Genomic DNA, 24579 nt, shown 5'->3' on the forward strand with positions numbered 1-24579 from the left:
ACTGAAATCGCTTTGCCTTGGACACGCTTATGAGTGAAAGCCCAACTGTTGCCCAGGAAAAGATGGCTGCCTTTGCGGTGACCCCGGCCCCGCAGGGGCGCAAACCGCTCACCAAAAAAGACCTCGTGGCGGATCATCCCACCTGGTGCCCCGGCTGCGGGGATTTCTCGGTGCTGGCCATTTTCTTGAAGCTGCTGGAGAAGCGGCAACTGGAGCACGAAAAAATCACCACCATTTCGGGCATCGGCTGCTCCAGCCGTTTTCCCTATTTCGTGCAGGCGCACGGCGCGCATTTCATTCACGGGCGCACTTTGCCCTTTGCCACCGGCGTGGCGCTCACACGGCCGGATTTGCATGTGTTTGTGTTCAGCGGCGACGGCGATGCCCTGTCCATCGGCGGCAACCATTTTACTCACACGGCGCGCAAAAATGTGAAAATGACCATGGTGGTCATGGACAATCAGGTCTATGGCCTGACCAAGAAGCAAACTTCGCCCACCTCGCCCATCGGTTATCGCAGCAAAACGGACGTGACGGGCGTGGTGGACCGGCCCATCAACCCCCTCAAACAGGCGCTGGCCGCCGGGGCCACCTTTGTGGCCCGCACCACCCACACCAATCCCAATCACATGCTGCAAATGATGGAAGCCGCCCTGGACCACCAGGGCTTCAGCTTCATCCAATGCCTGAGCGAATGTGTGGAGTTTTACGAGGGCGCCTTTGACGCCTCCAACCCTCGCAAGGGCGGCATGTTCAGGACGGTGCCGGCCGACCACGATGTCACCAGCGAAGTCGCCGCCTACCAACTGGCCGATGAGCCATTCCCCGGGTATTTTGGCATCTTCTACCAGGTGCGCCGGCCCACCAAATGGGAGGTGGAGCAGCGTCTGATTGAACAGGCCCGCAAACCGCTGGCGGGGCTGGCTTCGTGGCAAATCCTGCAGAAGAGTTTTGCCAAAATGCGTTGATTCGGGCGCCCGCCTGCCAGGCCCGGCCATTCCCTGATTTCTGACGGCTGAAAAATGCCCGGCTCTTGGACCATGCCCTGGGAAAGAGCCGGGGGGAAGGCTTGGCCAGAGAGACTCTTGCCGCGCGAGCGGAGTTTTCTGGTCGGACAAAGGAGCGTTGACAAATCCGGCTGGTGTTATTACTTTAGCTTTAATTCGTAATACGATGCGCGGGCAGTTTTCCATCGGCGGGTCACGTGGCCGGCAACCTTGGGGGGGCCGCTGCGGCTTTACGCTGGTGGAGCTGCTGGTGGTCATTGCGATTGTTGCCGTGCTGGCGTCCCTGCTGCTGCCCTCCCTCAGCCGGGCCAAGGAAAAGGCCAGAGTGACCAGGGTGCATGGCGAATTATACGGGGTGGGATTGGCCCTGGAGATGTACAGCCAGGACCATGAGGGCCGCCTGCCGCCGGTGCGTGTCAACTGCAATTCGGACCTGGCCATGCATTATTGCCAGTTTCCGGTGGAACTGGCCGAGCAGGGCTACCTGCCGCGCGGCAATCAACCCGGCATGGCGGCCTACATGGAGGACCCGTTCAACCCCGGTCACACCTACAAATACGCCGCCCCCGGTCCCAGCCTGATGAATGACACTCCGGATGTGGATTATCGCCTCTGGGCGCCTGATGATTTTCCCCATGGTCTCAGCGCCACCGGCAGGTATTACAGCTCGCCGGCCAACAGCCCCGTGCGCTGGGTGATTTGGAGTCTGGGGCCGCGGCCTGACAGCCCGAAAAGCAGGGATTCCCGCGCTCCCATGGCCGCGCGCACGTGGTACCGCAAACCGGGTGATGGCGGAGTCATTGCCCGGATGGCAGCCCGGGATGGAACTCAGTATAAAACGCCATGAATCGAGGGACAGCGGGGCGAAGGAGCTGGGCGCCGGCCTGGTGGGTGATAACGTTGCTGTGGGTTGCGGCCTGCGGCTCGCGCACTGCATCGCCGGAGCTGGCGTGTGGTTCTTCTTATTTGGAGGCGGCCGTGCGCGACCTGCTCCAGCAACCTGTGCCCATGCTGCGGCTTGCCGAACCGGGGACGTGTCCCGGGCACTTTGACATCCGCCCCAGCCAGGCCGCAGCGTTGCGGCAATGCCGGTTGTTGTTGCGGTTTGATTTCCAAAACGCCCTGGATGACCAGGTGGAGGCTGGCTCAGCCAACGGCCCGGTGGTGGGCATCGTCAGTGTGCGCGGGGGCATGTGTGTTCCCGCCACTTACCTGGCGGTATGCGAGCAAATCCTCCCGCACCTGGCCCGCTGGCAGCAGCGCCCGCCCGAGGCCTATCAGTCCCAATTTGCCGCCATCCAAAAACGCATGCAGACGCTCGAGCACACCTTGCACAACCAGGTGCGCGAAGCTGCGCTGGCCGGGGTTCCTGTCATCGCCAGCAAGCGCCAGCGCGACTTCTGCGAATGGCTGGGTTTGCGGGTGGTGGCCGATTTCACGGGGGCGGACATCGCCCGGCCCAGCGAACTGGAAAAGGCCGTGAAGGAGGGCCGTGCCGCCGGGGCACGGCTGGTCATTGCCAACCTCCCCGAAGGCCGCAAGGCCGCGGATTTCATCGCCGAAGCACTGGACGCCCAAGTGGTGGTCTTGGGTAATTTTCCGCTGCCGTCCGAAGCGGGACCAGACTTTGACGCGTTATTGCAGGACAATGTGCGACGGCTGCTGCAAACCTCCCGATGAACGCGCCGGCGATTGAAGTGCAGGACCTGCGGGTCACGGTGCGCGGACGTGACGTGCTGGAGCTGCCGCACTGGCAGGTGGAGGCCGGGGCCTTTGTGGCGCTCATGGGACCCAATGGCGCGGGCAAGACCACTTTGCTGCGGGTCTTGCTGGGTCTGCAACCCATGGCCAGCGGCTGCGTCCGGCTGCTGGGTCAGGACGTCCACAAACTGGCCTGGCGCGCCCTGGCACAGCTTCGGCAGAAAATCGGTTACGTCCCTCAACTCCCACCGGTAACGGGGGACATGCCCCTGACCGTGCGCGAAGTGGCCGCCATCGGGCGCACGGCCGCCGCGGGTTTGTTGCGCCGGTTGACGCCGGCAGACTGGCAAAAGGTGGACGAGTGGCTGGCGCGCCTGGGTTTGCACCAGCACCGCCATCGGGCCTTTCATGAGTTATCGGGCGGCGAGCAGCGCAAAGTGTTGCTGGCGCGCGCCCTGGCGCAGGAGCCGGCCTTGCTTTTGCTGGACGAGCCCACCGCGCACCTTGATTTGGGCTGGCGCGAGCAGTGGGTCCAGCTTCTCCAACAACTCCATGCCGAAACCGGCCAGACCCTGATTTTGGTTTGTCACGAGCTGGAAGTGCTGCCGCCGGCCTGCCGCCGCGTCCTGCTGCTGCAGGAGGGCCGGCCCCTGGCCGAGGGGCCGGTGGAGCAGGTGTTCACGCCGGCGCGCCTGCGCGCGCTCTACGGTGAGGGTCTGGCCCTCTGGCACAAGGACGGGCGGCATGTCGTGGTGCCGGGAGGTGCGCCATGATGCTGGCCGTGCTGGACCTGGGATTGTGGGCGCCGGTCATGCTCGGAGGCGCCCTGGCGGGGGCCTCGAGCGGGGCCTTGGGGGTGTACATTGTGGGCATGCGCATCCCCTTCCTGGGCGTGTGTGTTTCCCATGCCGCCCTGGCCGGGGCCGTCTTTGGAGCGCTGGCCGGCCTCAGCGGTCCCTGGATGCTCCTGCCCGCGCTGGGAGGCGCGGTAATCTCGGCTCTGGCGCTGGGGCTGGCGCAGCCGGAGCGTCTGCGCACGGACAACAACACCGTCATGAATCTTCTGTTCACCGGCTCCATGGGGCTGGCGTTTCTGGGACTGGGTTTGTTTCCCGTGTTGGGCAAAAGTGACCACGATGTGCGCGCCCTGCTGTGGGGCAGCTTGAATTATTGCCGCTGGCCGGATGTCTGGCTCATGGCGGGGGTGGCGGTGCTCCTGTTTTCATTTCTGGCGCTGACCGCCAAGGAAATGCGCGCCATTCTGTTTTCCCGCACTGAGGCAGCCGCCGCGGGCATCCACGTGACCCTCGTATGGACGATTTTTCTGGTGCTTACCGCGCTGGTGCTCACGGTGAATTTCCAAACCGTGGGCGGCCTGATGATTTTCAGCCTGATGACCAACCCGGCGGCAGCGGCCTTCTTGTGGGTGCGCGGCGGCAACCGCACCCTGACGGTGGCGGCCGGGCTGGGCGCCTTCAGCGGCCTGGCGGGTTTCATCCTTTCCGCCCTTACCGATTTACCCACCGGCGCCACCATCGTTTTGTTGTCCGCCGGCCTGGTGGGCGCCGCGGCCCTCCTTCGGGCGCGGCGGTGTTAACCCCCCGGTTTGGACGGGCCAGGCCAGCCCGCAAAATCCCGCTTGGTATTTTCGTGCTGGCGGGGTAAATCTCCGGCCCGTTGGCGACCGCATGTTGACACAAACCTCCAATGGCCGCACCGCCGTGGCGGCGGTGGCCGCGCTGGCGCTGGACCAGTTGACCAAACTGGCCGTGGTGCGGTTTCTGGATTTCCAGCAGGAGCAGGTGGTGCTCGACGGCTTTTTCAAACTGGTGCACTGGGGCAACACCGGCGCCGCCTGGAGCCTGTTTCGGGACAACAACGCCCTGCTGGCCATCGTGTCCCTGGTGGCGCTGCTGATTCTGTTGGCCGGCCGCCGCCATTTTGACACGGGCACCCGCCTGGGGGATTACGCGATGGGGATGGTGTTGGGCGGCATCATTGGCAATATCATTGACCGGTTTGCCCACGGGCATGTGGTGGATTTTCTGTACTTTCACCTTTACCGCCGCAGCGGCGAGGAACTGGGATTCCCGGCGTTCAACCTGGCCGACAGCGCCATTTGCATTGGCGTGCTGATTTTGTTCATCCTCTCCCTGCAAACCAATGGCCAGCCCGCCGCCAAAGCCGCGGAAACACCGCCCGGGCCGCCGGCTTGAGCCTTCCCCGCTGCCCCTGCGGTGGTGGCCTGACGGCCTCCGCCGCACGCCTGGCCCATTGCCTTTTTTCCTGTTTCCCCCACGCTGGCTGCGTATAGTAGGCCGGGCTATGAAACAAAAGCGGATTTTTGATGACATCGAGGACGTGCTGGAGGACCTCCGGCGCGGACGCATGGTCATTGTGGTGGACGATGAAGACCGGGAAAATGAAGGCGACCTGGTCATGGTGGCGGAAAAAGTCACGCCGCAGGCGGTCAATTTCATGGCCAAATACGGGCGCGGCCTCATCTGCGTGCCCACCACCAGCGAACGGCTCAAACAACTGGGTATCGAGCAGATGGTGGTGCAAAACCGTGATTCCTTCAAAACGGACTTCCAAGTGAGCGTGGACGCCGCCCGGGGCATCACCACGGGCATTAGCGCCGCCGACCGGGCCCGGACCATCGAGGTTATGGCTGATCCGACGGCAACGGCCTCAGACCTTGTCCAGCCCGGCCACATCTTTCCCCTGCGCGCCAAGCCCGGCGGGGTCCTGCAGCGCGCCGGCCACACCGAGGCCGCCGTGGACCTGTGCCGGCTGGCGGGCTGCCGCCCCTGCGGGGTCATCTGCGAAATCATGGACGATGACGGCAGCATGATGCGCCTGCCGCGGCTTCTCCGTTTTGCCCGCCGCCACCAATTGCGCATCTGCTCCATCACGGACTTGATTCAATACCGCCGCATGCGGGAAAAGCTGGTGGAGCGCGTGGAGATGGTGAAGTTGCCCACCGATTACGGCGATTTTGACCTGTATCTCTACCGCTCCCGCCTGGACGGGCAGCATCACGTGGCGCTGGTCAAGGGGGACGTGGCGGGGCGCAGCAACGTGCTGGTGCGGGTGCACAGTGAATGCCTCACGGGCGATGTGTTCGGCTCGCGGCGCTGTGATTGCGGCCCGCAGCTTCACCAGGCCATGCGCCTTATTGCCGAGGAGGGCTGTGGCATCATTCTTTACATGCGGCAGGAGGGGCGCGGCATTGGGCTGCCGGCCAAAATCCGCGCCTACAAATTGCAGGAGCAAGGGCTGGATACCGTCGAGGCCAACTTGAAATTGGGCTATCCCACCGATTTGCGCGAGTACGGCCTGGGGGCGCAAATCCTCTGCGACCTGGGCATTAAAACCATCCGGCTGCTCACCAACAACCCCAAGAAAGTCGTCGGCCTGCAGGGCTACGGCCTGCAAATCGTGGAGCAGGTGCCCATCCGCATCAAACCCAACCCGCATAACCTGAAATACCTCAAGACCAAACGCGAAAAATTGGGGCATCTGCTCTAACCGCTCTTTGTTTTTATGCTGCAACGTGTTGCTGCAACCCAAACCTCCGCCCGTGGCGGCCGCTTTGCCATTGTGGCCAGTGAATACAACGGGCGCTATGTCAACTCCATGTTGCGCGCCGCGCGCCGCGTGTTGAAGGAGGCCGGAGCCGCGCAGGTGCGCGTGGTGCGCGTGCCGGGCGCTTTTGAGATTCCGGTGGTGGCGGCCGCGCTGGCCCGCCAGCAACCGCCGTATGCCGCCGTCATTTGCCTGGGGCTGATTCTCCGCGGTGAGACTGTCCATGCCCAACAGATTGGGGATACGGTCAGCCGGCTGCTGGGCGACATTGCCGTGCAGACCGGCGTGCCCGTCATTCACGAGGTGTTGCTGCTCGAAAACACCGCCCAGGCCGACAAGCGTTGCCTTGCCCCCGAGCACAACCGCGGCGCCGAGGCCGCCCACACGGCGGTGGCGATGGCCCGCGTCATGGCCTCCTTGCGCTAGCTTCAACCGCGGCCGCCTCCCGGCCGGGAGAGGCCATTTGACGGCGGGCGAATCCGGGCTAGTTTGAAACGATGAAAACGTGGCCAACCTTGTTGCTGTGCATGCTCATGAGCGCCAGTCTTTCCCATGCGGCGTCGCTTTACGATATTCCCTTGAAGGACATTGACGGCAAGGAAACCAGCCTGAAGCCGTATGCGGGCAAGGTGCTGCTCATCGTGAATGTGGCCTCCCGCTGCGGCTACACCCGCCAGTACAAGCCCCTGGAAGCCACTTATCGCAAATACAAGGACCGCGGCCTGGTGGTGCTGGGCTTTCCCAGCAACGATTTTGGCGGCCAGGAGCCGGGCACACCGGCGGAAATCAAGCAATTCTGCTCCACCAAGTTTGACGTGACTTTCCCCATGTTTGACAAAATCCAGGTCAAACCCGGCCCGGCCCAGCATCCGCTTTATGCCTGGCTGACCGGCAAGACGTCCCCTTTTCCCGGCCCCATCAAGTGGAATTTCAATAAATTTCTGATTGGGCGCGACGGGAAGATTCTGGCGCGGTTTGAATCGGGCGATGAACCCGACGGCGAGAAAGTGACGCAAGCCATTGAAGCAGCGTTGAAATGAGGCGGTCGCAACGGCCTCAGGGGCCATGGGCGCTGGCCATGGGAAGGGTCCATTCCCAGAGGCCCGAGTGACTGCCGTGAATTCCCCGGCGCGTTCTGTCTGAAAATAAAAAGGGCGCCGGTGTCGTCCGGCGCCCGGTGTCATTCCAAGGGTTGCATCAATACTCCCGCTTGCCCTTGCGTCCCGGCTCAGGCACGGGGTAACGTCCCTGGGCATCGGCCTGCAGGGGCGCGGGGGTATCCTCGGTCAACTTGTCCAGGCCGGGGGCAAACTCGTGGTCGCCATTGAGGATTTCCTCGTAAGTAATCTCCTGGCCGGTATGGGCGGCCATGCGGCCCATGCTGGTGACGAGGCTGGCTTCGATGCCGTACTTGGCCTCGTTATAAGGCTGGTTGTTGCGAATGGCGGCCATCAAATCATTCCATTCGTTCTGGTAGGGGTCCCCTTCGCCCGGCGGCGCCTTGGAGACCCACACCTGGCTGGCGCGGCTCGGGTTTTGGGTGCTGTAAATGGCCGACGGCCCGCCGCAGTCGCCGTTGCGCGAGGCGATGGCCATGCCTTTGGTGCCATGCAGGAAGCTGTTGTACTGGTCCCGGCAGCCGGTCATGCAACGGCCATCAAAGTAGAACTTCGTGCCATCCGCAAAGGTGTATTCCACCGAGTAAGTATCGAAGTTCTGGTCCACATACGTCTGCCCTTCCGGGCTTTGCCGGTAGTGACGCCCGCCCAGGCCCTGCGCCCGCACCGGCCAGGCATTCTTCATCCAGGACAGATGGTCAATGATGTGGATGTAGAAGTCGCTGAAGTTGCCGCCGCTGGCCCAGAGGAAGCTGTGGAATCGCTGCACCTGATAGCGCAGATGGCTGATGTTGGGCGGCTTGGGCAGGGAGGCGAAGAATCCCACCGGCCCGTGCATGCGATATCCGCGCATCAGGATGATGTCCCCCAACTGGCCGTCGCTCACGCGTTTTTGCAATTCCTGCAGCTCGCGGCTGTGGCGGGACATGAGGCCCACGCCCACCTTGAGGCCCTTGGCGCTGGCCTGCTCGGCCAGTTGCAGCATCCGCTTGCTGGTCGGGCCATCCACGGTGACGGGCTTTTCCATGAAAACATTGAGGCCTTTCTGGATGGCGTATTGGAAATGGACCCACCGAAAAGCGGGCGGTGTGGCAAAGATGGCCACATCGCCGGGGCGCAGGCAGTCCATGGCCTTTTGGTAGGCGTCAAAGCCGGTGAATTGGCGTTCGGCGGGCACATCCACCTGGTCGGCGAATCGGCGGCTCAACTCGCCGTAGCTGCTGCGCAGGCGATTCTCGAATACATCGGCCAGGGCCACCAACCGGGTGGGGCCCAGTTTGGTGTTCAAGGCGTTTTGCGCGGCGCCCGTGCCGCGGCCGCCACAGCCAATGAGGGCGATGCGAATGGTGTTATCCTCCGCGGTATAACCGGGGCGCGGCACACCGGCGGCAAGCACCACGCCGGCGGCGGTGGCGCTGGTTTTCAAAAAATTCCTGCGTGTGGTTTTTGGCATATTCATGGTCATGGTACTCATGGTTTCAGGCACAATAGCGCTGTTGCACTTTTTGACGGTGTTGAGGCCTACCTTATTCTAAGGCTCCCGCCACGGCCAATCTTTTTTACAGCACCGCAGGGCCAGCATCTGTTCTCCCCGCCGGGAGGGAAGGGGGGATAAAAACACCCGCGTTGAATGGGAATCTCTCTTTCTGCCGCCCAGGCTTTACCACTGGCGCACGCGGAAAAACTGCATGGCAGGCGCCGGGGCGGGCAGCGAAAGGATGGTGATGGCGTCAGGTTCGGGTGGCCGGACCGGCTGCCACGGCCCCAAGGGGGTGGGCGCCCACTCCAGTTGAAACACCTGTCCGTCGCCGTCCCATTGGAATGACAACAAGCCGTTGACCCGGTTGAACTGGATGTTCACCACGCGGGGCGGTACGGCGGGCGGGGCGCGGCAATCGGTCACCACGTGCAGGGCGTCCAGGCCAAAATCGGCCAGGTCTTCCAGCGGCTGGAAGGGGTTGAGCAAATCCAGATTGCGGAATACCACATAGCCCACGGAACTGAGCAAGTCCCCTTCTTGAATGGGGCCCAGCACATCGTCCTGAAAACCGCGCTCGGTGGAAAACCAAATCTCGCCATGCGGCCATACGTACACGGCATCCAAACCCGCCTCGGCCGGCTCACGCGTCTTGAAGCGCGTCAATAATTGTTCGGCCGTGCGATAAATCTGTCCTTCCTCGGTCAGCAAATCCCCCGGGCGGATGAACCTGCCCAGCGCCTGGGAGAAAAAGCCGTCGCGCACAGAAAACACCCGCCCGCCCTGCGGCAGGCGCGCCACGGCATCCAGCCCCACATTGGGCGTGGGAGGCATGGGGGTGAAGGGCGCCAGCCATTGGCTGAAATTTCTCACCACCTGCCCCTGGTGCGAGAGCAGGTCGCCGTGGTAAAGCGGACCCATTGTTTCGCTGAAGATGTCCTCGTCCAGGGAAAATTGAAGGTCGCCGCGTGGCCCCAAATCCAGGGCATCCACGTTGTACGCATAAAATCCCGGCATCAAGCCCAGCCTCCCGATCAGATCGTCCAGCCGCCGCACGACGCGCCCCTGGGCGGACAGCAGGTCGCCGCGCTTGCCGTTGATGCCGAGGCCGCCCGTGAAATTGTGGCGGGTGGAAAACCAGATTTCCCGCGCCGGGGCGGCCAGTAAATCCAGGCGATACACCTCGAAATTGCTGCCGCGGGTATCACTCAGCGCCACCTTGAGCAACGGAAACGGCTGGGGCAGTTGGGTATAGTCATGGGTGAAGTCAAGCGGCAGGTTGGTGATGACCCCCCTTACGGTCACCTGCAGCTCCAGAAACATCTCCTGCTTGGCCGGCTCGCCGGGGATGGTTTGCCACCGCCATTGGCCGCTGCCCGTGAGCAGGCGGCTGGGCTGGGCCGGGTCTCCGACGTAGAAGGCGAGCTTGTCCACCAGCCATACCTGGCTCTGCAGGTTGCTGGAGAGCAGGCGCATCTCAAAGCCACCCCGCAAGGGCTCTGGAATGCTCGGCCGGCCGCACACCGGACAATCCACCGTCAACGTGGAAGGCCCGAGCAGCGTGTAATGCCAGGCCGGAGCGGTGCCCGGGGATATTTGCGCCGAGGCCGGAACCGTGAGGGCCACTACACCCAATGCCGCCAGGAAACGCGTGGTTTTCATAGCTGCGTATAAGGTGAACTGAAGTTATGGAAAGTTCAGATAATAATATGCCATTAAGCCCGCGGGCATTCAAGCTACCCAGCGGGTCAAGTTTTGGCGATTACTCCGCCCTGCCCGGAGGGCAATGGAAGGGAAACGCTGAGCGGGCAGGCAAGCTGGCGGCCTTGTTGCGTTGCGGTGAGTTGCGGGCCGGTCAGGGGATGACGCGGTCTGTGGCCGTGTGGGGATTAGGGGGAGTGGGTGGAGGGCTTGGAAAATCGCAACCACACGCCGTAATTGACTTCCCGTTGGTCTTCGCGCGGATGGATGATTTCGAAGTCCTTGATGCCCAGCTCTAACATCAGGCGCTGCCATGACTTCATGGTCTCCGCCACGTCATAGCGGGGGACACCGCTGCCCTGGTTTTCACGCACACGCCGGGCGACGTCCAGGGGCAGGTTGGGAGAAAAGCCGCGGCCGATGAACGCCTGGCCGCCCGGCTTGAGCACGCGGTAAATCTCCGCCAGCGCCGTTTTAGGCTCGGCCCAAAAGGGAATGGAGCCGCGGGACACCACAAAATCCGCGTAATCGTTGCGGAAAGGCAGGTGATGAGCATCGGCAAAAATCATGCCTACCCGCCCGGCACAATCCAGGGTGAGAGCGCGCGCGAAAAAGGCCGTCGCGTGGAAGGTGTTGATATCGGTGTTAATCCAGTAAAAGCGCGGCGTGCGCCGGCTTAATTCGAGGGTCAGCGAACCGGGGCCGCCGCCCACGTCCACCCCCACCCCGGCCCGGTGGGCGAGCTGGAAACGCTCCACCAGATACTCGGCCAGCGCCGGGTACACGGGCGACAGGTTGGTGCGCGCCGCTTCACTCATGCGCGCCGCGGCGGCGGGGGTGAATTGTTCATAGTCCGGCGCCGTGAGCGGCAGGCCATCCGCGGCGGCGGCGAGGCGGGCGCAAAGAAAGACTGCCAGCATAGGCAGGCGGAGGAGGTTGCCATGCATCGTCATAGTGTCTTCCATTAAGCCCCTTCCCCCTTGCGGCACTCAATATCAATCAATGCCGGGGAAGGCAGGATACCGGCGATATTCCGGACGGGGAGTTTGCCCGCCGTGGAAGCGCATAATGCCATCTAATTCAAGCTTGTCAGGCGGCGGGCGGGACGCATATTGAAACCATGCATGCCCCCAAGATTAAATGGCTGGCTCGCTGGTGGTACGGTTGGATGATGTGCACGGTGGCAGGGTGGGTGACGGCGGCGGATTCCCAGGTGATTGACCTGCGCCCTTTTTGGGATGAACGCAAGCCTTTGGCCAATCCGCACAAGGGCTGGTACCACCATTATCCGGATAATCACATCAACAAGTACCAGGTCACCAATGACCAGGATTTGCTCACCTTTCCCGGCATGGACCATTTGTACATCCGGCTGGCGTGGGCTTATTTGGAGCCGGAGGAGGGCCGGTTTCAGTGGGAGGTGATTGACCGGCTGATTGAGAAGTGGACCCGCCACGGCTTGGGCATTGCGTTTCGCATCAGTTGCAAGGAGACCAGCACTGACCGCCCCGAGCAACAATACGCCACGCCCCGCTGGGTCAAGGAGGCCGGAGCACGGGGCGGGTATTACTGGGATGGCAAGGAAGTCGGCCCCGACGGCCCCTGGGAGCCGGACTTTGGGGACCCGATTTTTCTGGCCAAACTGGAGAATTTTCTGCGGGCATTTGCCGCACGGTATGACCAACAACCGTGGCTGCGGTATGTGGATGTGGGGAGCATCGGGGATTGGGGCGAGGGCCACTCCTGGGCTGGCAGCCACAAGGAATGCGGCCTGGACGTGCGGCTGAAGCATTTGGAGCTGCATCGCCGTTATTTCAAGCGCGCCTTGCTGGTGGTGTCGGATGATTTGGTGTATGCCATCAAAGACCCGGCGGAACGCTAGGCCCTGCATCAATATGTCGTCACCAACGGCATGAGTTACCGCGACGACAGCATCCTGGTGAACGGTTACCTGGTCAGCCACAGCGCCACCTTCACCGTGCGCAGTCCGGAGTTTTTTGCGGACGTTTTCCAAAAGGTGCCCACAGTGCTGGAGTTGGAGCATTATGGCGCCGTCAAGAAACAGGGCAATTGGGACGCCCGGCCCGGCTCGAATGCGGCGCGGCACGGCCAGGGAAAAACCGGGCCGGATTATTTCCGGGGTGCGCTGGGATTGCTGCGGGCCACCTACATAGGCTACCACGGTTACGCGCACGAATGGCTGGCGGACAATCGGGAGCTGACGGGCGAGCTGTTGAATCGGTGCGGCTACTGGTATTTCCCGCATCGGGTGGTGCTGCCTGCCAAATTATTGCGGAAGGAAAATACCGCGATGGAAGTGTTTTGGGAAAACCGCGGCGTGGCACCGGCCTATCACGATTATCTGCTGGGCGTTCGTTTGGAGCAGGACGGCAAGCGGACGTTCGAGGTTCGGCTCAGGTCCGGCAACCGCCGCTGGCTGCCCGGCGCCCGGGAGCCTTATCGCGAAACCTATCTCCTGCCCCTGTCCGAGGGACTCGCGCCGGGCAAACATGCCCTGAAAATAAAGCTGTGGTGGCCGGAGGGGAATCGGGATGTCTTGTTGCCGCTGGCGGACAAACTGAAAGACAAGGAGAATTATTACCACATAGGCGAAGTGGAAGTGGCAGCGGAGAAATAGTCCAGCGCCCGCCCCCGGCGACTCAACTCAAAAAGGATTTTTGCCCCGATGCCCCCAGAAAATGAGAACAAAGGCAACCGGGGGGACGTTGCCGCGCCGCCCTCCCTCGCGCCCGTTTCTTAGGAGCTTTTTTCTCACATAACCCAGGCGGCACAGTCAAGCCGGACGCGCCCGGCCCCCGCCGAAGGCGCAGCGCCCGAATCGCCGCCATGCGATGATAGCCAAACAACTCCACCAGTTCGGTGATGATTTGGCTCTTGTGGACCTTGCCCGCCCGCCCGTAGCGCTCCCGCCTCCGGCCAGCACTTTTTGCCGGGTGTTTTCGCTCATTTGGGTGTTCATCGTTCGGTAACACCCATTTTGAGCTTACAGGGGCTGCCCCAGCAGCCCCCAAACCCTCCCAGGGTAACATTTTTTTGAGTCAAATCGGCGAACCGGGTGAATGGGGTGTGGCAGTTGCAAAGACGGTGGAAATATGTATATGATGGATGGAACATGATCGCCGAAGTCGAAGAAGTGACGGGCGAGGTGCGCACGCACGTGTGGGGGGCGGATTTGTCGGGGACGTTGCAGGGGGTGGGTTTGGCTTCTAGGGATTATGAAACAGGGTTGGCGGGCGCTGTTGGTCTCGGGGAGCACACGCCTCCGGCGTGTGCCCTTCGGCGTCTCGTCCCGCAAAGCGGGATAAGGCCTGTGTCACGAAAGCCAAGTTCGGCCACAGGCCAATGGGCGTCGCAATACGAATACAACCCTTTTGGCGAGCTTCTCCGCGCCACCGGCCCCCTGGCCCAGACCTTCAATCATCTCTTCTCCACCAAATACTTTGACTGGGAAAACAGCCTCTCCTACTACGGCCACCGCTACTACTCCCCCGCCCAGGGCCGTTGGCCACACAGAGACCCTTTGGGAGATACGGGGTTTGCGCTGCTGCAACGGCCAAGCTGGAAAGGGCACTCGGGGCATAACCTCTATGCGTTCGTTGGCAACGACCCGATCACGCGACTGGATCCGCTGGGCTTGTGGTATGACAGCATCTCCGGCTACCTGCGCTCATGCACCGAACTGTATCCCTACAACAAGAAGCTATTCTGTAATTGCATGTGTGCTCCGATTACAGTGCCGGAGTCCGAGGAAGAATGTAGAAAGAAATGCGAAGAGTGTGCCGATCTGGCCTTGTCGATTGGAAAGGGAAAACTCGACCCTCATGGAATGTGCTTGTGTACATGCATGCAAGCCAACAAGTGGGCCAAAGCAAACAAGCTGCCGACAGTGGACTGCGGCAAGATTTGCAACAAGGTCAAATGCAAAGAAAAGGAGCCGGAGGTTCCATGAAGCTTACAAGGCACATATTCAACGGGTGGCTATGGGCAAGCCTGTTCCTTGCAACAATAGTCTTTTGCGGGTGTGGTGAGGCAGCCGCGAGGAAGGGGAATTTTACGATCTTCTTCGTCGAACAAGTGCAAAAGTACGGGGGAAAACTGCAAAAGACTAACAATCTCCCAGCAATCCAAGCACGCTGGACAATGAAGAAAGACGCAAAAGGCTTTGAATGTCTAGTGGCCGATGCCCCCTTCGCACAGTTGGAGGCAATGGCCATCGAAGCGTTCGGATCAAAAGGTGAAGGCTCTGGTCCACCAGCCGCGGCATCTCCCTCTCGCATTTTCATGGCGTCTTCGGTGGGTATTGCGTTAATCATGCGGGTCACACCCGAGGGTGTGCAGTTCAACTGCCTCAGAGGGACGACAAACCCGAATCCGTTCGCACATACCACCAAATAGCGTTGGTGTCCCGCCAAAAGGTGTGAAAGATCGTGCGGCACTCAGGCCGTGCCGGGGAAGTCGGCCACCCGCGCCCGCTGCACAGCCCTGGATCATGGAGACTGGGGAGGGGGAGCAATGAAGGCTTGAAGGGAGGGGTGTTTTGGGGGATATTGGGTTCGAGGTCAGCCACAAGATGCAGGTGAGTGAAGCCATAGGCGCGTGGGCAATCGTAGAGGAGAGGAGTTGTCCCGCAGTGCATGGGACAAGGGGCGAAGTGCGCACGCACGTGTGGGGGGTGGATTTGTCGGGGACGTTGCAGGGGGTGGGTTTGGCTTCTAGGGATTATGAAACAGGGTTGGCGGGCGCTGTTGATCTCGGGGAGCACACGTCTCCGGCGTGTGCCCTTCGGCGTCCCGCCGAGGGGAAGTCATTCCTCCACACGTCGCATGCGGCCACAGAGCAATGGATTGCGCAATACAAATACGGCCCGTTTGGCGAGCTCCTCCGCGCCACTGGACCCCTGGCCCAGACCTTCAATCACCTCTTCTCCACCAAATACTTTGACTGGGAAACCAGCCTCTACTACTACGCCCACCGCTACTATAATCCCCACACTGGAAGATGGCCATCCAGAGACCCCATCAACGAGAACGGCGGTGTGAATCTCTACGGGTTCGTCCGGAATGATCCAATTCGCCGCTATGATGCGCTTGGGCAAGCCGACGGTGCTGTTGGTTGGCCGTATCCAGACCCCAAGCCTGGCGAACCGCCTCCTTCATATCCGCCACCGATGCCCTTCCCGAAGCCTCCATCAAAAATCTTCAAGAATTACGACTGTTCTTGTTGCAGAGAGAAGGAAGTCAACGACGGCCTCGTTGAACTAAAGCGCCGCTTCGGGCTGGCGCAGAGCTTTCTCGACAAGAGGCTGAAGCCCGCGGATATGGATCCCGATGGCGCGACGAGTTGCGCAGCCTGCAAAGAAAGGGTTCTGCAGTTCATGGAGCCGACACCCCGATGCTGGATTTGCTTCATGGACCGCAGATGGGATCAGGATCCGAACAACCCGCCTCGTGGAGGCGGGACGTTTTGGGATGAGAACTTCATTCATTGCTTCACCGCAAATCCAAGCAAGATTGAAAAGGAAATCGTCTTCGACTACTTTGAATACCGCTATTACAACGGTAAGAAAGGCAACGGCACTTACGAGGGATCGGGTCTCGGCGAGTTCTACAAACGCCACCCTTACCCGGGAAAAAGCGAAGCCGGAGGTCTTCCAAGGTGGGGCAACTGCAATGAGCCGGACAAGCAGTGGAATCCGGATTACGGGACGTTCACTCCCCTGGGGGTGCCCCAATGAAAACGTTCTTCTTCCTTCTAGTCGCTCATCTGACGGCCACCTGTGCTGCAGCGCAGAAGGTGAAGGAATCCGGTCCGGTCGTCAATGGTCGTCCGATGAGCTACTGGCTGCGCACATGGGTTGAGAAAACCACGAATGTTAGCCAGCGGATTGAGGCCACCAAGGCATTCAAACAAGCGGGTACGAACGTCATTCCCTACCTGCTCGATCAACTCACAGTGGGTGATGCAGTAAGCGCGCGGACGGACCCTAGCGACCCCAATAGCGTTGAAGAACGAAAGCAAGCTTTGGAACAGACCATCGCGGCGGAAGCTGCGCTGAGATACATGGGTTCGTGTGTCACGTCCGCAATCCCTGAACTCACCAAGTTGATGGCCTCAACTAATTCTGGTGCGGTTGTAGCGGCTGCTGAGATTCTTTCCGACCTTGGCCCAGCGGGGGTTCGTGTGTTGGTCAGAGGGCTCACCAATACCAACCACGAGGCGCGCCAGGCAATCCCCGGTGTGCTAAGACATATGGCAACAAGAAACGCGGGAACGAACCTTCTTGCGGAACTTCCGGCACTGTTCAACGCCCTTGACACGCTTCCAATGGACGCGGCTTTTGATTGCACCGACGCGATTGTTCAAAGTGTGGTTGCCGAGTTCATCCGTCGCCTGGATAGCACGAATTCAAGCACACGCTACATCAGCGCAAAGACGCTGGGACAGTTGGGCACGAGCGCCCAGTCAGCCATTCCGGATCTTGAGAAACTCAGAAATGACCCCGACCAGGATGTTCGCAATGCTGCCGATTGGGCATTGCGCCGAATCCGCCGCAATCCCTGAATGAGAAGTTCCGGCTGTCGCGCAAGAAGCTCGGAGGGAACGCAGCGGCGAACAAGTAACCCCACCAGTGCCCCACCAAACGGTTTAAGGAAAACAGCCGCACTCAGGCTGCGCCAGAGGAAGGTCGGCCCGCCACGGCTGCTGCCAGACTGTGGCCGGTGACAAAGGTGCTGCATTGCGGGACGCCACCTGACGAGGCGATGAGCTGTAAACGCCTGGATGCCCTTCATGCGGAGGTTACAAGGCGCGGTTTTTGGGGCGTGGTCGTGGACGATAGCGCTTGACGCGGGGTAAATGGGGTGGTTCAGGCGAGCGGCCTGTCTGCCGACAGGCAGGCCCGGTGCTGGGGCTGGCCGTGCCGGTCACCGGGCTGACGACGAGGAGGATGACCCTTCAGCCGCAGTCGCTGCCGCTGTTTGGTGGACCACGGCGGCGACGAGGGGATGGAGGCATGAAGGCTTGATTTAGGGCGTGGGAATAGAGGGCGAGAGCGGGGTTGGAGTTGACTTCGGCGGGACGCTCCCGCTTCGCGGGACGGGACGCAGGCGCTCCCCGAGACCGGTTGTCCAAGTCTTGGAAGCAGGTGAGCAAGGTGGTGCAGAACAAGGTGGGCGGGGTGTGGTGTTTGGTTTGAATTCACGCAAAGGCGCGAAGGCGCGAAGACGGGGGGAGTGGGAGGTGTCGGAGGGTGCGGTTCGGTTTCTTGCGTGTTTCAGCTAGCTCACGGCTTGGTGCATCGTAAAACAAGAATAGGCCTGCGGGGAGCAGGCCGGACTCGCAGCCGTACGCCTTCGCCTCTTTTGAAACTTATTACAACCGCACGCGGCTCTACAGCGCGGTTGGTTACCCATCCCCTAGGCACTTTGAGAGCCAAATCCACTCAATACAACCCATGCGCACCGCCTCCTCAAGGTGTCCATCAAACCGGGGCAAGCCCACAAAGACGCCTGGGGTGGAGTTGACTCCGGCGGGACGCTCCCGCTTTGCGGGACGAGGCGCAGGCGCTCCCCGAGACCGGACGTCCAACTCAGGGACGAGGTTGAGCAAAGTGGTATCGAACGAGGCACTGGGGGTTTGGTGTTTTAATTATCGCAATGAAGCAAAGGCGCGAAGACGCAGGGAGTTGAAGGTCTTACTGGGCGTCAAGTAGCTCACGCGTCCCCATTGTAGCGCAGGCGTCCTCGCCTGCGGGTTCACGGAGCCTCCCGGCTCCGTGATTGCAAAATTGCCGTCGTCAAACACACGCCTCTGGACGCACCAATCCGTACCTCAATCTCGCATTAGCCATAACGTATGGCGTCCCGTCCCGTGGGGCGGTATTCGGCTTGAAACTCGCAGGCCAAGGACAAGGGATGAATAATTATTCTTCTGCGGCTGCCGTTTCCCTCATCTTCATCTTGGCCTGTAGCCAGCAAAAGCGGGCGGAAATCCCTCAACGCCCATTAACATTCCCCTCTCCCCGTGGGAGAGGGTCAAGGTGAGGGGCCTCTTATCGTTTTTCGTTTCCTTCGTTTCCTTCTGTTAATAATTTGTGTCTATCCGTGTTCATTCGTGGTTGGTGTTTTCCCCTTTCACGCGCTCTGACCCTTTTTCCCTCTACCCCATCGCATTGTGTGCCAAAAGTAACTGTTACCCAGCGCCGGGTGGGCAGGAGGCCTGTTGAGCCATGCTGTGCTTGCAAGGCCTTGCTTGATGCGGCAAACTCCGGGCGCGCAGTTCGCATCAGAAACACCATCCATATATGGCTGAACCCGCACCAAGGGAAAAGGCGCGCCACACCTGCCGGAAAATTGCCGACAACATCAGCCGCGTCATGCGCGGGCAATCCGCCGCCACGCGGAAGTTGCTGGCGGCGCTGGCCAGCGGCGGGCATGTGTTATTGGAGGATTATCCCGGCACCGGCAAGACAACGCTGGCCAAGGCGCTGGCGTTGAGTCTGGACGCGCAGTTCAAACGCATCCAGTTCACGCCGGATTTGCTGCCGTCCGACATCCTCGGCGTCTCGGTGTATCACCAGCGCGAGCAGGAATTTCGATTTGTGCCGGGGCCGGTGTTTGCCAACATCGTGCTGGCGGATGAAATCAACCGGGCGTCGCCCCGCACGCAATCGGCGCTGCTGGAGGCGATGGCGGAGGGGCAGGTGAGCGCCGAAGGCCAGCGGCATCCACTGCCCGCGATGTTTTTTGTGATGGCCACGCAGAACCCGGTGGAGTTTCGCGGCACCTACCCGCTGCCGGAGGCGCAGATGGACCGTTTCGCGCTGATGTTCAAGCTGGGCTACGTCAGCCCGGAGGAGGAGGTGGCCATCATGACGGCGCAACAGCAGCATCATCCCATTGAGGATTTGCGGCCCTGCGCCACCACCGCCGATGTGCTGGAGGTGCAGCAGGCGGTCCGGCAGGTGCGCGTCAGCGATGAGCTGAAACGGTACATGGTGGAGCTGGTGAACGCGACGCGCCACGCGCCGGGAGTGCAGTTGGGCGCCAGCCCGCGGGGCTCGCTCGCGCTGATGAAAACCGCGCAGGCGCTGGCATTGATGGACGGGCTGGATTTTGTGGCGCCGGAGCAGGTGCGGGAAGTGGCGGTGGCCGTGCTGGCGCACCGGCTGGTGATGGATCCCCAGGCGCGTTTCGCGGGGCAAACTGCCACGGGCGTGATTGAGGAAGTGCTCAAGAAAGTGCCGGTGCCGGCGTGACAAGGGGCGGAGCCGTGATTTGCACCAGGCTGGCAACAGAAGGAGTTTCAAGCTTGAAGTTTCAAGTTTCAAGGGACGTGACTTGTTCAAGGTCATGCGGTTGGATTAAATCCATTCGGATTTCGAGCTTCGGATTTGGGATTTTGGGTCATTGGTCATTAACCCTCCCTTTCCCGTGTGCTGACGCATGTACCGGCTGACTTACCTCATCTATGGTCTGGTGACGGGCTTGCGGGGGTGGAGCGAGCGCCGCTTCACCGCCGCCGGGCTGGCGGTGCTGGGCGGGTTGTTGATGGCGCTGCTGACCGGCTTTCAAACCGAAAGCTATCGCGCCTTGAGCCAGCAAACCCTGGGTTTGTTGGTGGCGTTGCTGGTCCTGGCCTGGGTGGGGGCGTGGCGATTTCGCGCGCCGGTGCAAGCGGAGCGGCATTTACCCCGTCACGCCACCGCCGGCACGCCAGTGCGCTACACTTTGGTATTGCGCAATCTGCGGCCGCGGCCGGAAGCCGGCCTGCGCGTGCGTGAACGCCTGGCGGACCAGCGGCCGGACTACGCGGAGTTTGCGGCGGCGATGCAGGCGCGGGACCGCCGCGGGAAGTGGTATGGCCTGGGCCGCGAGCCCTTGCCGGAATGGAAACCACTGGCCACCGTGCGGGAGACGCAGGTGCCAGTCATTCGCCCCAACGGCGAGGTGGATGTCACCGTGGAATTGACCCCGCAGCGGCGGGGCATCCTGCGTTTCGAGGGCGTATGGGTGGCGCGCACGGACCCGCTGGGATTGTTTCGGGCATTGGATTTCCATCCCTTGCCGGGGACGTTGTGCGTGCTGCCGCGGCGGTATCCACTGCCGCCGCTGGCCCTGCCCGGGGCGCGGCGTTACCAGCCGGGCGGGGTCGCCCTGGCCGGGTCGGTGGGGTTGGCGGACGAGTTTGTGGGCCTGCGCGAATACCGTCCCGGCGACCCATTGCGGCGGGTGCATTGGAAGAGCTGGGCCAAGGTGGGGCAGCCGGTGGTCAAAGAATACGAGGACGAGTTTTTCGTGCGGCATGCGTTGATTCTGGACACTTTTTGCGACGACCCCAAAAGCGCGGCCTTTGAGGAGGCGGTATCGGTGGCGGCTTCGTTTGCCTGCACGCTGCTGACGCAGGAATCGCTGCTGGATTTATTGTTTGTGGGCACGCAAGCCTATTGCTTCACGGCGGGGCGCGGCCTGGCGCACACCGAGCAAATGCTCGAGATATTGGCGGCGGTCAAAACGTGTCAGGACCAGCCTTTTGAGGCGTTGAGCCATCTGGTGATGCGGCATCTGGCGGCGGTGAGCGGATGCGTGGGGGTGTTTGTGGCGTGGGATGAACCGCGCCGCGAGCTGGCGCGGCGGCTGGAGCAGTTGGGCGTGCCGCTTTTAAGCCTGGTGGTGGTCACGCCCGAGGAGGCGGCGCCGTTGCGGCGTTATCTTCAGGAGCATCCTGCGCCCGCCTGTCATCTGGTGGAAACGGACCGGGTGGCCGAAAGCCTGGCCCGGTTGTAAATTGATATGGGCAAGCCTGGCATTGTATGAAAGCGCCGCCTCCCTTCCTGCTGGGATTGACGCTGGCCTTGTGGGGCTGGCAGACCGGCTGGCTCTGGGTGGCCGTGGTGCTGGGAGTGGCCATCGAGCTGCCCCGCTGGGCGCGCTGGCACTGGGAGCTGGAGCTGGGGGATTTCCGGCAGTTGTGGACCATCACGGTGCTGTTGTTTTTGGGGGCCTTTGCCTACGTGTTTGCGGCGCAGGAGGGCATGAGCGCCATGACCACCTTCCTGGGCGGCAGCAACTTTACCCAGCGCACGCGGGCGATGGAAACGGCGGCGCGGTCGGTGCTGATTTTCTTTCAATGGCTCCCGCTGGTGTTTTATCCGCTGGTGATGGCCCAATTTTACAGCGGCAGGGCGGCGTTGCCGGCGGGTTTATTTAGGCGCCTGGGCCGTTGGAAGGCGGCGGGCAAGGACCAGGCCGCTGCCGATGGCGGGCCGGCCCTGCATCTGGGTTATCCGTACTTCGGCGTCTGCGTGCTGGCTGCCAGCGCCGTCAATGAGCAACGGCTCTGGTTTTTCGCCGCGCTGGCGCCCTTGATGGCTTACGCGCTATGGCCGGCGCGCAGCCCGCGCTACCGGCCGGTGGTGTGGGCCAGCCTGTGGCTGGTGGGGGCGATTCTAGGAGCGGGGGTGGTGGCGGGGTTGCGCGAAATGAGCGCGCTGGCCAATCATCTGCAAACCCTCTGGCTCTCCGCGCCTTCGGGGCGCGCGCTCAATTCCAAGGAGTCCCGCACCATGATTGGGCAGATGGGCCGCGCCAAAGGCTCGGGGCGCATCGTCATGCGCGTGACGGTGCTGTCCGGCAATGGCGGCCTTCCCCTGCTGCGGGAGACGGCCTACACGATTTACCGGGCGGAGACGTGGCAAAGCGCGGGCGCGCGCCGTGATTTTATGCCGGTGTACCCGGAGACCAATGAAACCTCGTGGGTCTTTTTGGAGGCGCCGGCCCACCGGGAAGTAATCATCAGCGCCTACTTGGAGGGCGGGCGCGGCCTGCTGGCCGTGCCGCATGGGTTGACGCGCCTGGACGAGCTGCCGGTGTTTGATTTGAAGACCAATCACCTGGGCGTGCTGCGCGTGGATGTGGGGCCGGGGCTGGTGGAGTACCGCGCCCGGAGCACGGAGGCTGCCACGCTGGATTCGGCGCCGGACCCGACGTTTGATTTGGACGTGCCCGAAGCGGAGCGCCCGGCGCTGGCGCAGGTGGCCGCGCAATTGAAACTGGACGAGCTGCCGCTCCCGCAGCGGGTGCGGGCCATTGAGTCTTTCTTCAATCTGCACTTTGAATACAGCCTCTATCAAACCATGGCGGCGGCGCAGTACACCAACCACGTTCATCCCACGCCGCTGGCATGGTTCTTGTTGCAGGGGCGCAAGGGGCATTGCGAGTACTTTGCCACCGCCACCGTGCTGTTGCTGCGGCAGGCGGGCATTCCCGCGCGGTACGTTACCGGCTGGAGTGTGCAGGAGTCGGCGGGGCCGGGCAAATACGTCATTCGCGGGCGGCATGCGCATGCCTGGTGCCTCTACTGGGACGCGCAGGCGCGCTTGTGGCGCGAGCTGGACACCACCCCGGGCACGTGGCTGGGCTTGGAGGAAAATCAGCGGGGCTGGTGGGAGCCGGTGGCCGACGCCTTCTCCTGGTTGTACTGGCAGTTTTCGCGGCTGCGGTGGGGCCAGGGCCAGTTGCGCCAATATGTTTTCTGGGTGCTCATGGCGGCGGTGTTGTTGCTGGCGGCGCGGTTTGCCTGGGAGGCGCGGCGCCGGCGGCGGCGCCACAGCAGCAAGGCCGCCCCGGCGGAAGCCCTCGCGCGGGCCGGGTTGGACTCCGAGTTTTTTGCGGTGGAAAAGCGCCTGGCGCAAATGGGCCTGGCGCGCGCCCCGCACGAGCCGCTCACCTTATGGCTGCAACGGATTGCCCCGGAGCTGCCGCCGGACTGGCCGCCGTGGGAGCCGGTGGTGCGCTTGCATTACCGGTTGCGGTTTGACCCGCAAAGCTTGGGACCGGAAGAACGCGCCCGTTTGCGGCAGGAAAGCGCGGCGCTGTTGGAGCAACTGGAGGCCTGGCGGAGGCGCCAGGGTAAACCCGCCGGCCGCCGCGGGTAACCGTGTCACCCCCCCGGCTGCATTCGTTCAATCCCGCAAATAATGGCAGTTGTAGCCGCCGGGATTTTTTTGCAGGTAATCCTGGTGGTAATCTTCAGCCGGCCAGAACTTGCCCGCTTTGGTAATCTCCGTGACGATGGGCCGTTTCCACTTGCCGCTGGCGTTGACGCGCGCTTTGACCTTTTCCGCCGTTTGCCGCTGCTCCTCGGAATGGTAAAAGATGGCCGAGCGATACTGGGTGCCCACATCATTGTGCTGACGATTCAGCGTGGTGGGGTCATGCATGCGGAAAAAGTAGCCCAGCAATTCCTCGTAGCTTAAGCGCGTGGGCTCAAACACCACCTGCACGGCCTCGGCATGGCCGGTCCGGCCGGTGCAGACTTCCTTGTAGGTGGGCGATTCCGTGGTGCCGCCCGTATATCCGACGGTGGTCTCCAGCACGCCGGGAATTTTGCGGAGGATTTCCTCCATGCCCCAGAAACAGCCCCCGGCCAGGGTGGCAATTTCGGTTTTTGCGGCGGAAGCGGCGTTGGCGGCGGCGGGTTTGGGCTTGTAAAGGCCCGCTTTGATGAACGGCTCCAGGTACTCGCCGTAACCTTCCTCGGCCATTTTTTCGACGGGGATGAAGCGCAGGGCGGCGGAGTTGATGCAATAGCGCAGGCCGGTGGGCTTGGGGCCGTCGGGAAACACGTGGCCCAGGTGGGAGTCGGCTGCTTTGGAGCGCACTTCAATGCGCTCCATGCCGTGTGAAAGGTCCGGTTTTTCGATGAGCTGGGTGCCCGGCAGCGGGCGGGTGAAGCTGGGCCAGCCGGAGCCGGAATCGAACTTGTCCAGCGAACTGAACAACGGCTCGCCGCTGACGATGTCCACATAAATGCCCGGCTTTTTATTATCCCAGTAGGCGTTGCGGAAGGGAGGCTCGGTGCCACACTGCTGGGTAACGTGGTATTGCAAGGGGTCGAGTTTCTGCTTCAACTCGGCAGCGTCCGGTTTCTTGAAGGGAGGCGTATTTTGAGCCATAAGCAATGGGGC

Annotated in this window: 21 protein-coding genes; 17 read left to right on the forward strand and 4 right to left on the reverse strand. The window is 62.0% G+C overall.

Annotation, left to right across the window (positions count from 1 at the left end):
- Positions 1–29 precede the first annotated feature (29 nt).
- The 9 genes from NXS98_RS12900 to NXS98_RS12940 all read left to right on the forward strand — a co-directional run bounded on the left by NXS98_RS12900 (position 30) and on the right by NXS98_RS12940 (position 7336).
- Positions 30–968 (forward strand): thiamine pyrophosphate-dependent enzyme, encoded by a 939-nt coding sequence (locus tag NXS98_RS12900; protein ID WP_283845420.1) that lies wholly within the window; start codon positions 30–32, stop codon positions 966–968.
- Positions 969–1173: 205 nt separating this feature from the next.
- Positions 1174–1854, forward strand: a complete 681-nt coding sequence (locus tag NXS98_RS12905; RefSeq protein WP_283845421.1) for a type II secretion system protein — start codon at positions 1174–1176, stop codon at positions 1852–1854.
- Positions 1851–2687, forward strand: a complete 837-nt coding sequence (locus tag NXS98_RS12910; protein ID WP_283845422.1) for a metal ABC transporter solute-binding protein, Zn/Mn family — start codon at positions 1851–1853, stop codon at positions 2685–2687. The genes NXS98_RS12905 and NXS98_RS12910 overlap by 4 nt, the downstream gene beginning before the upstream one ends.
- Positions 2684–3481 carry a metal ABC transporter ATP-binding protein gene (locus NXS98_RS12915; protein ID WP_283845423.1) on the forward strand — a complete coding sequence of 266 codons (798 nt, stop codon included), beginning with the start codon at positions 2684–2686 and terminating at the stop codon, positions 3479–3481. The genes NXS98_RS12910 and NXS98_RS12915 overlap by 4 nt, the downstream gene beginning before the upstream one ends.
- On the forward strand, positions 3478–4305 hold the full coding sequence (locus NXS98_RS12920; protein WP_283845424.1) for a metal ABC transporter permease: 828 nt from the start codon (positions 3478–3480) through the stop codon (positions 4303–4305). The genes NXS98_RS12915 and NXS98_RS12920 overlap by 4 nt, the downstream gene beginning before the upstream one ends.
- A gap of 91 nt (positions 4306–4396) precedes the next feature.
- Positions 4397–4924 (forward strand): signal peptidase II, encoded by a 528-nt coding sequence (lspA, locus tag NXS98_RS12925; RefSeq protein ID WP_283845425.1) that lies wholly within the window; start codon positions 4397–4399, stop codon positions 4922–4924.
- Positions 4925–5033: 109 nt separating this feature from the next.
- Positions 5034–6239: a bifunctional 3,4-dihydroxy-2-butanone-4-phosphate synthase/GTP cyclohydrolase II gene (locus NXS98_RS12930; protein WP_283845426.1), complete on the forward strand. Its 1206-nt coding sequence runs from the start codon at positions 5034–5036 to the stop codon at positions 6237–6239.
- A gap of 15 nt (positions 6240–6254) precedes the next feature.
- On the forward strand, positions 6255–6722 hold the full coding sequence (gene ribH / locus NXS98_RS12935; protein ID WP_283845427.1) for a 6,7-dimethyl-8-ribityllumazine synthase: 468 nt from the start codon (positions 6255–6257) through the stop codon (positions 6720–6722).
- A gap of 71 nt (positions 6723–6793) precedes the next feature.
- Entirely contained in the window at positions 6794–7336 is a 543-nt protein-coding gene (locus NXS98_RS12940) for a glutathione peroxidase (RefSeq protein WP_283845429.1), read from the forward strand.
- A gap of 157 nt (positions 7337–7493) precedes the next feature.
- On the opposite strand, the gene NXS98_RS12945 is transcribed toward NXS98_RS12940, so the two are convergent.
- The 3 genes from NXS98_RS12945 to NXS98_RS12955 all read right to left on the reverse strand — a co-directional run bounded on the left by NXS98_RS12945 (position 7494) and on the right by NXS98_RS12955 (position 11545).
- Positions 7494–8888 (reverse strand): Gfo/Idh/MocA family protein, encoded by a 1395-nt coding sequence (locus NXS98_RS12945; protein WP_343214101.1) that lies wholly within the window; start codon positions 8886–8888, stop codon positions 7494–7496.
- Positions 8889–9074: 186 nt separating this feature from the next.
- Positions 9075–10553 (reverse strand): hypothetical protein, encoded by a 1479-nt coding sequence (locus tag NXS98_RS12950; RefSeq protein ID WP_283845431.1) that lies wholly within the window; start codon positions 10551–10553, stop codon positions 9075–9077.
- 227 nt (positions 10554–10780) lie between these two features.
- Positions 10781–11545, reverse strand: coding sequence for a class I SAM-dependent methyltransferase (locus tag NXS98_RS12955; RefSeq protein ID WP_283845432.1), 765 nt, complete (start codon positions 11543–11545; stop codon positions 10781–10783).
- A 167-nt stretch (positions 11546–11712) separates the two neighbouring features.
- On the opposite strand from NXS98_RS12955, the gene NXS98_RS12960 reads away from it, so the two are divergent.
- The 8 genes from NXS98_RS12960 to NXS98_RS12995 all read left to right on the forward strand — a co-directional run bounded on the left by NXS98_RS12960 (position 11713) and on the right by NXS98_RS12995 (position 23547).
- Positions 11713–12474 carry a beta-galactosidase gene (locus tag NXS98_RS12960; RefSeq protein ID WP_283845433.1) on the forward strand — a complete coding sequence of 254 codons (762 nt, stop codon included), beginning with the start codon at positions 11713–11715 and terminating at the stop codon, positions 12472–12474.
- A gap of 30 nt (positions 12475–12504) precedes the next feature.
- Positions 12505–13230 carry a DUF4832 domain-containing protein gene (locus tag NXS98_RS12965; protein ID WP_283845434.1) on the forward strand — a complete coding sequence of 242 codons (726 nt, stop codon included), beginning with the start codon at positions 12505–12507 and terminating at the stop codon, positions 13228–13230.
- Positions 13231–13725: 495 nt separating this feature from the next.
- The gene (locus NXS98_RS12970) at positions 13726–14562 is read left to right on the forward strand and encodes an RHS repeat-associated core domain-containing protein (RefSeq protein WP_283845435.1); all 837 of its coding nucleotides are present in this window, start codon (positions 13726–13728) and stop codon (positions 14560–14562) included.
- Positions 14563–15312: 750 nt separating this feature from the next.
- Positions 15313–16347, forward strand: coding sequence for an RHS repeat-associated core domain-containing protein (locus NXS98_RS12975; RefSeq protein WP_283845436.1), 1035 nt, complete (start codon positions 15313–15315; stop codon positions 16345–16347).
- Entirely contained in the window at positions 16344–17174 is an 831-nt protein-coding gene (locus NXS98_RS12980) for a HEAT repeat domain-containing protein (protein WP_283845437.1), read from the forward strand. Before NXS98_RS12975 ends, NXS98_RS12980 begins: the two co-directional genes overlap by 4 nt.
- A 1741-nt stretch (positions 17175–18915) precedes the next feature.
- Positions 18916–19869 carry an AAA family ATPase gene (locus tag NXS98_RS12985; RefSeq protein WP_283845438.1) on the forward strand — a complete coding sequence of 318 codons (954 nt, stop codon included), beginning with the start codon at positions 18916–18918 and terminating at the stop codon, positions 19867–19869.
- Between the two features lie 187 nt (positions 19870–20056).
- A complete protein-coding gene (locus NXS98_RS12990) occupies positions 20057–21397 on the forward strand; it encodes a DUF58 domain-containing protein (RefSeq protein ID WP_283845439.1) in 1341 nt (446 codons plus the stop codon).
- Positions 21398–21423: 26 nt separating this feature from the next.
- Complete coding sequence (locus NXS98_RS12995) at positions 21424–23547, forward strand: DUF4129 domain-containing transglutaminase family protein (RefSeq protein WP_283845440.1); 2124 nt, start codon at positions 21424–21426, stop codon at positions 23545–23547.
- 27 nt (positions 23548–23574) lie between these two features.
- Here NXS98_RS12995 and NXS98_RS13000 read toward each other — a convergent pair whose 3' ends face one another.
- On the reverse strand, positions 23575–24567 hold the full coding sequence (locus NXS98_RS13000; protein ID WP_283848176.1) for a bifunctional methionine sulfoxide reductase B/A protein: 993 nt from the start codon (positions 24565–24567) through the stop codon (positions 23575–23577).
- Positions 24568–24579 lie beyond the last annotated feature (12 nt).

The organism is Fontisphaera persica, from assembly GCF_024832785.1.
GTDB lineage: Bacteria > Verrucomicrobiota > Verrucomicrobiia > Limisphaerales > Fontisphaeraceae > Fontisphaera > Fontisphaera persica.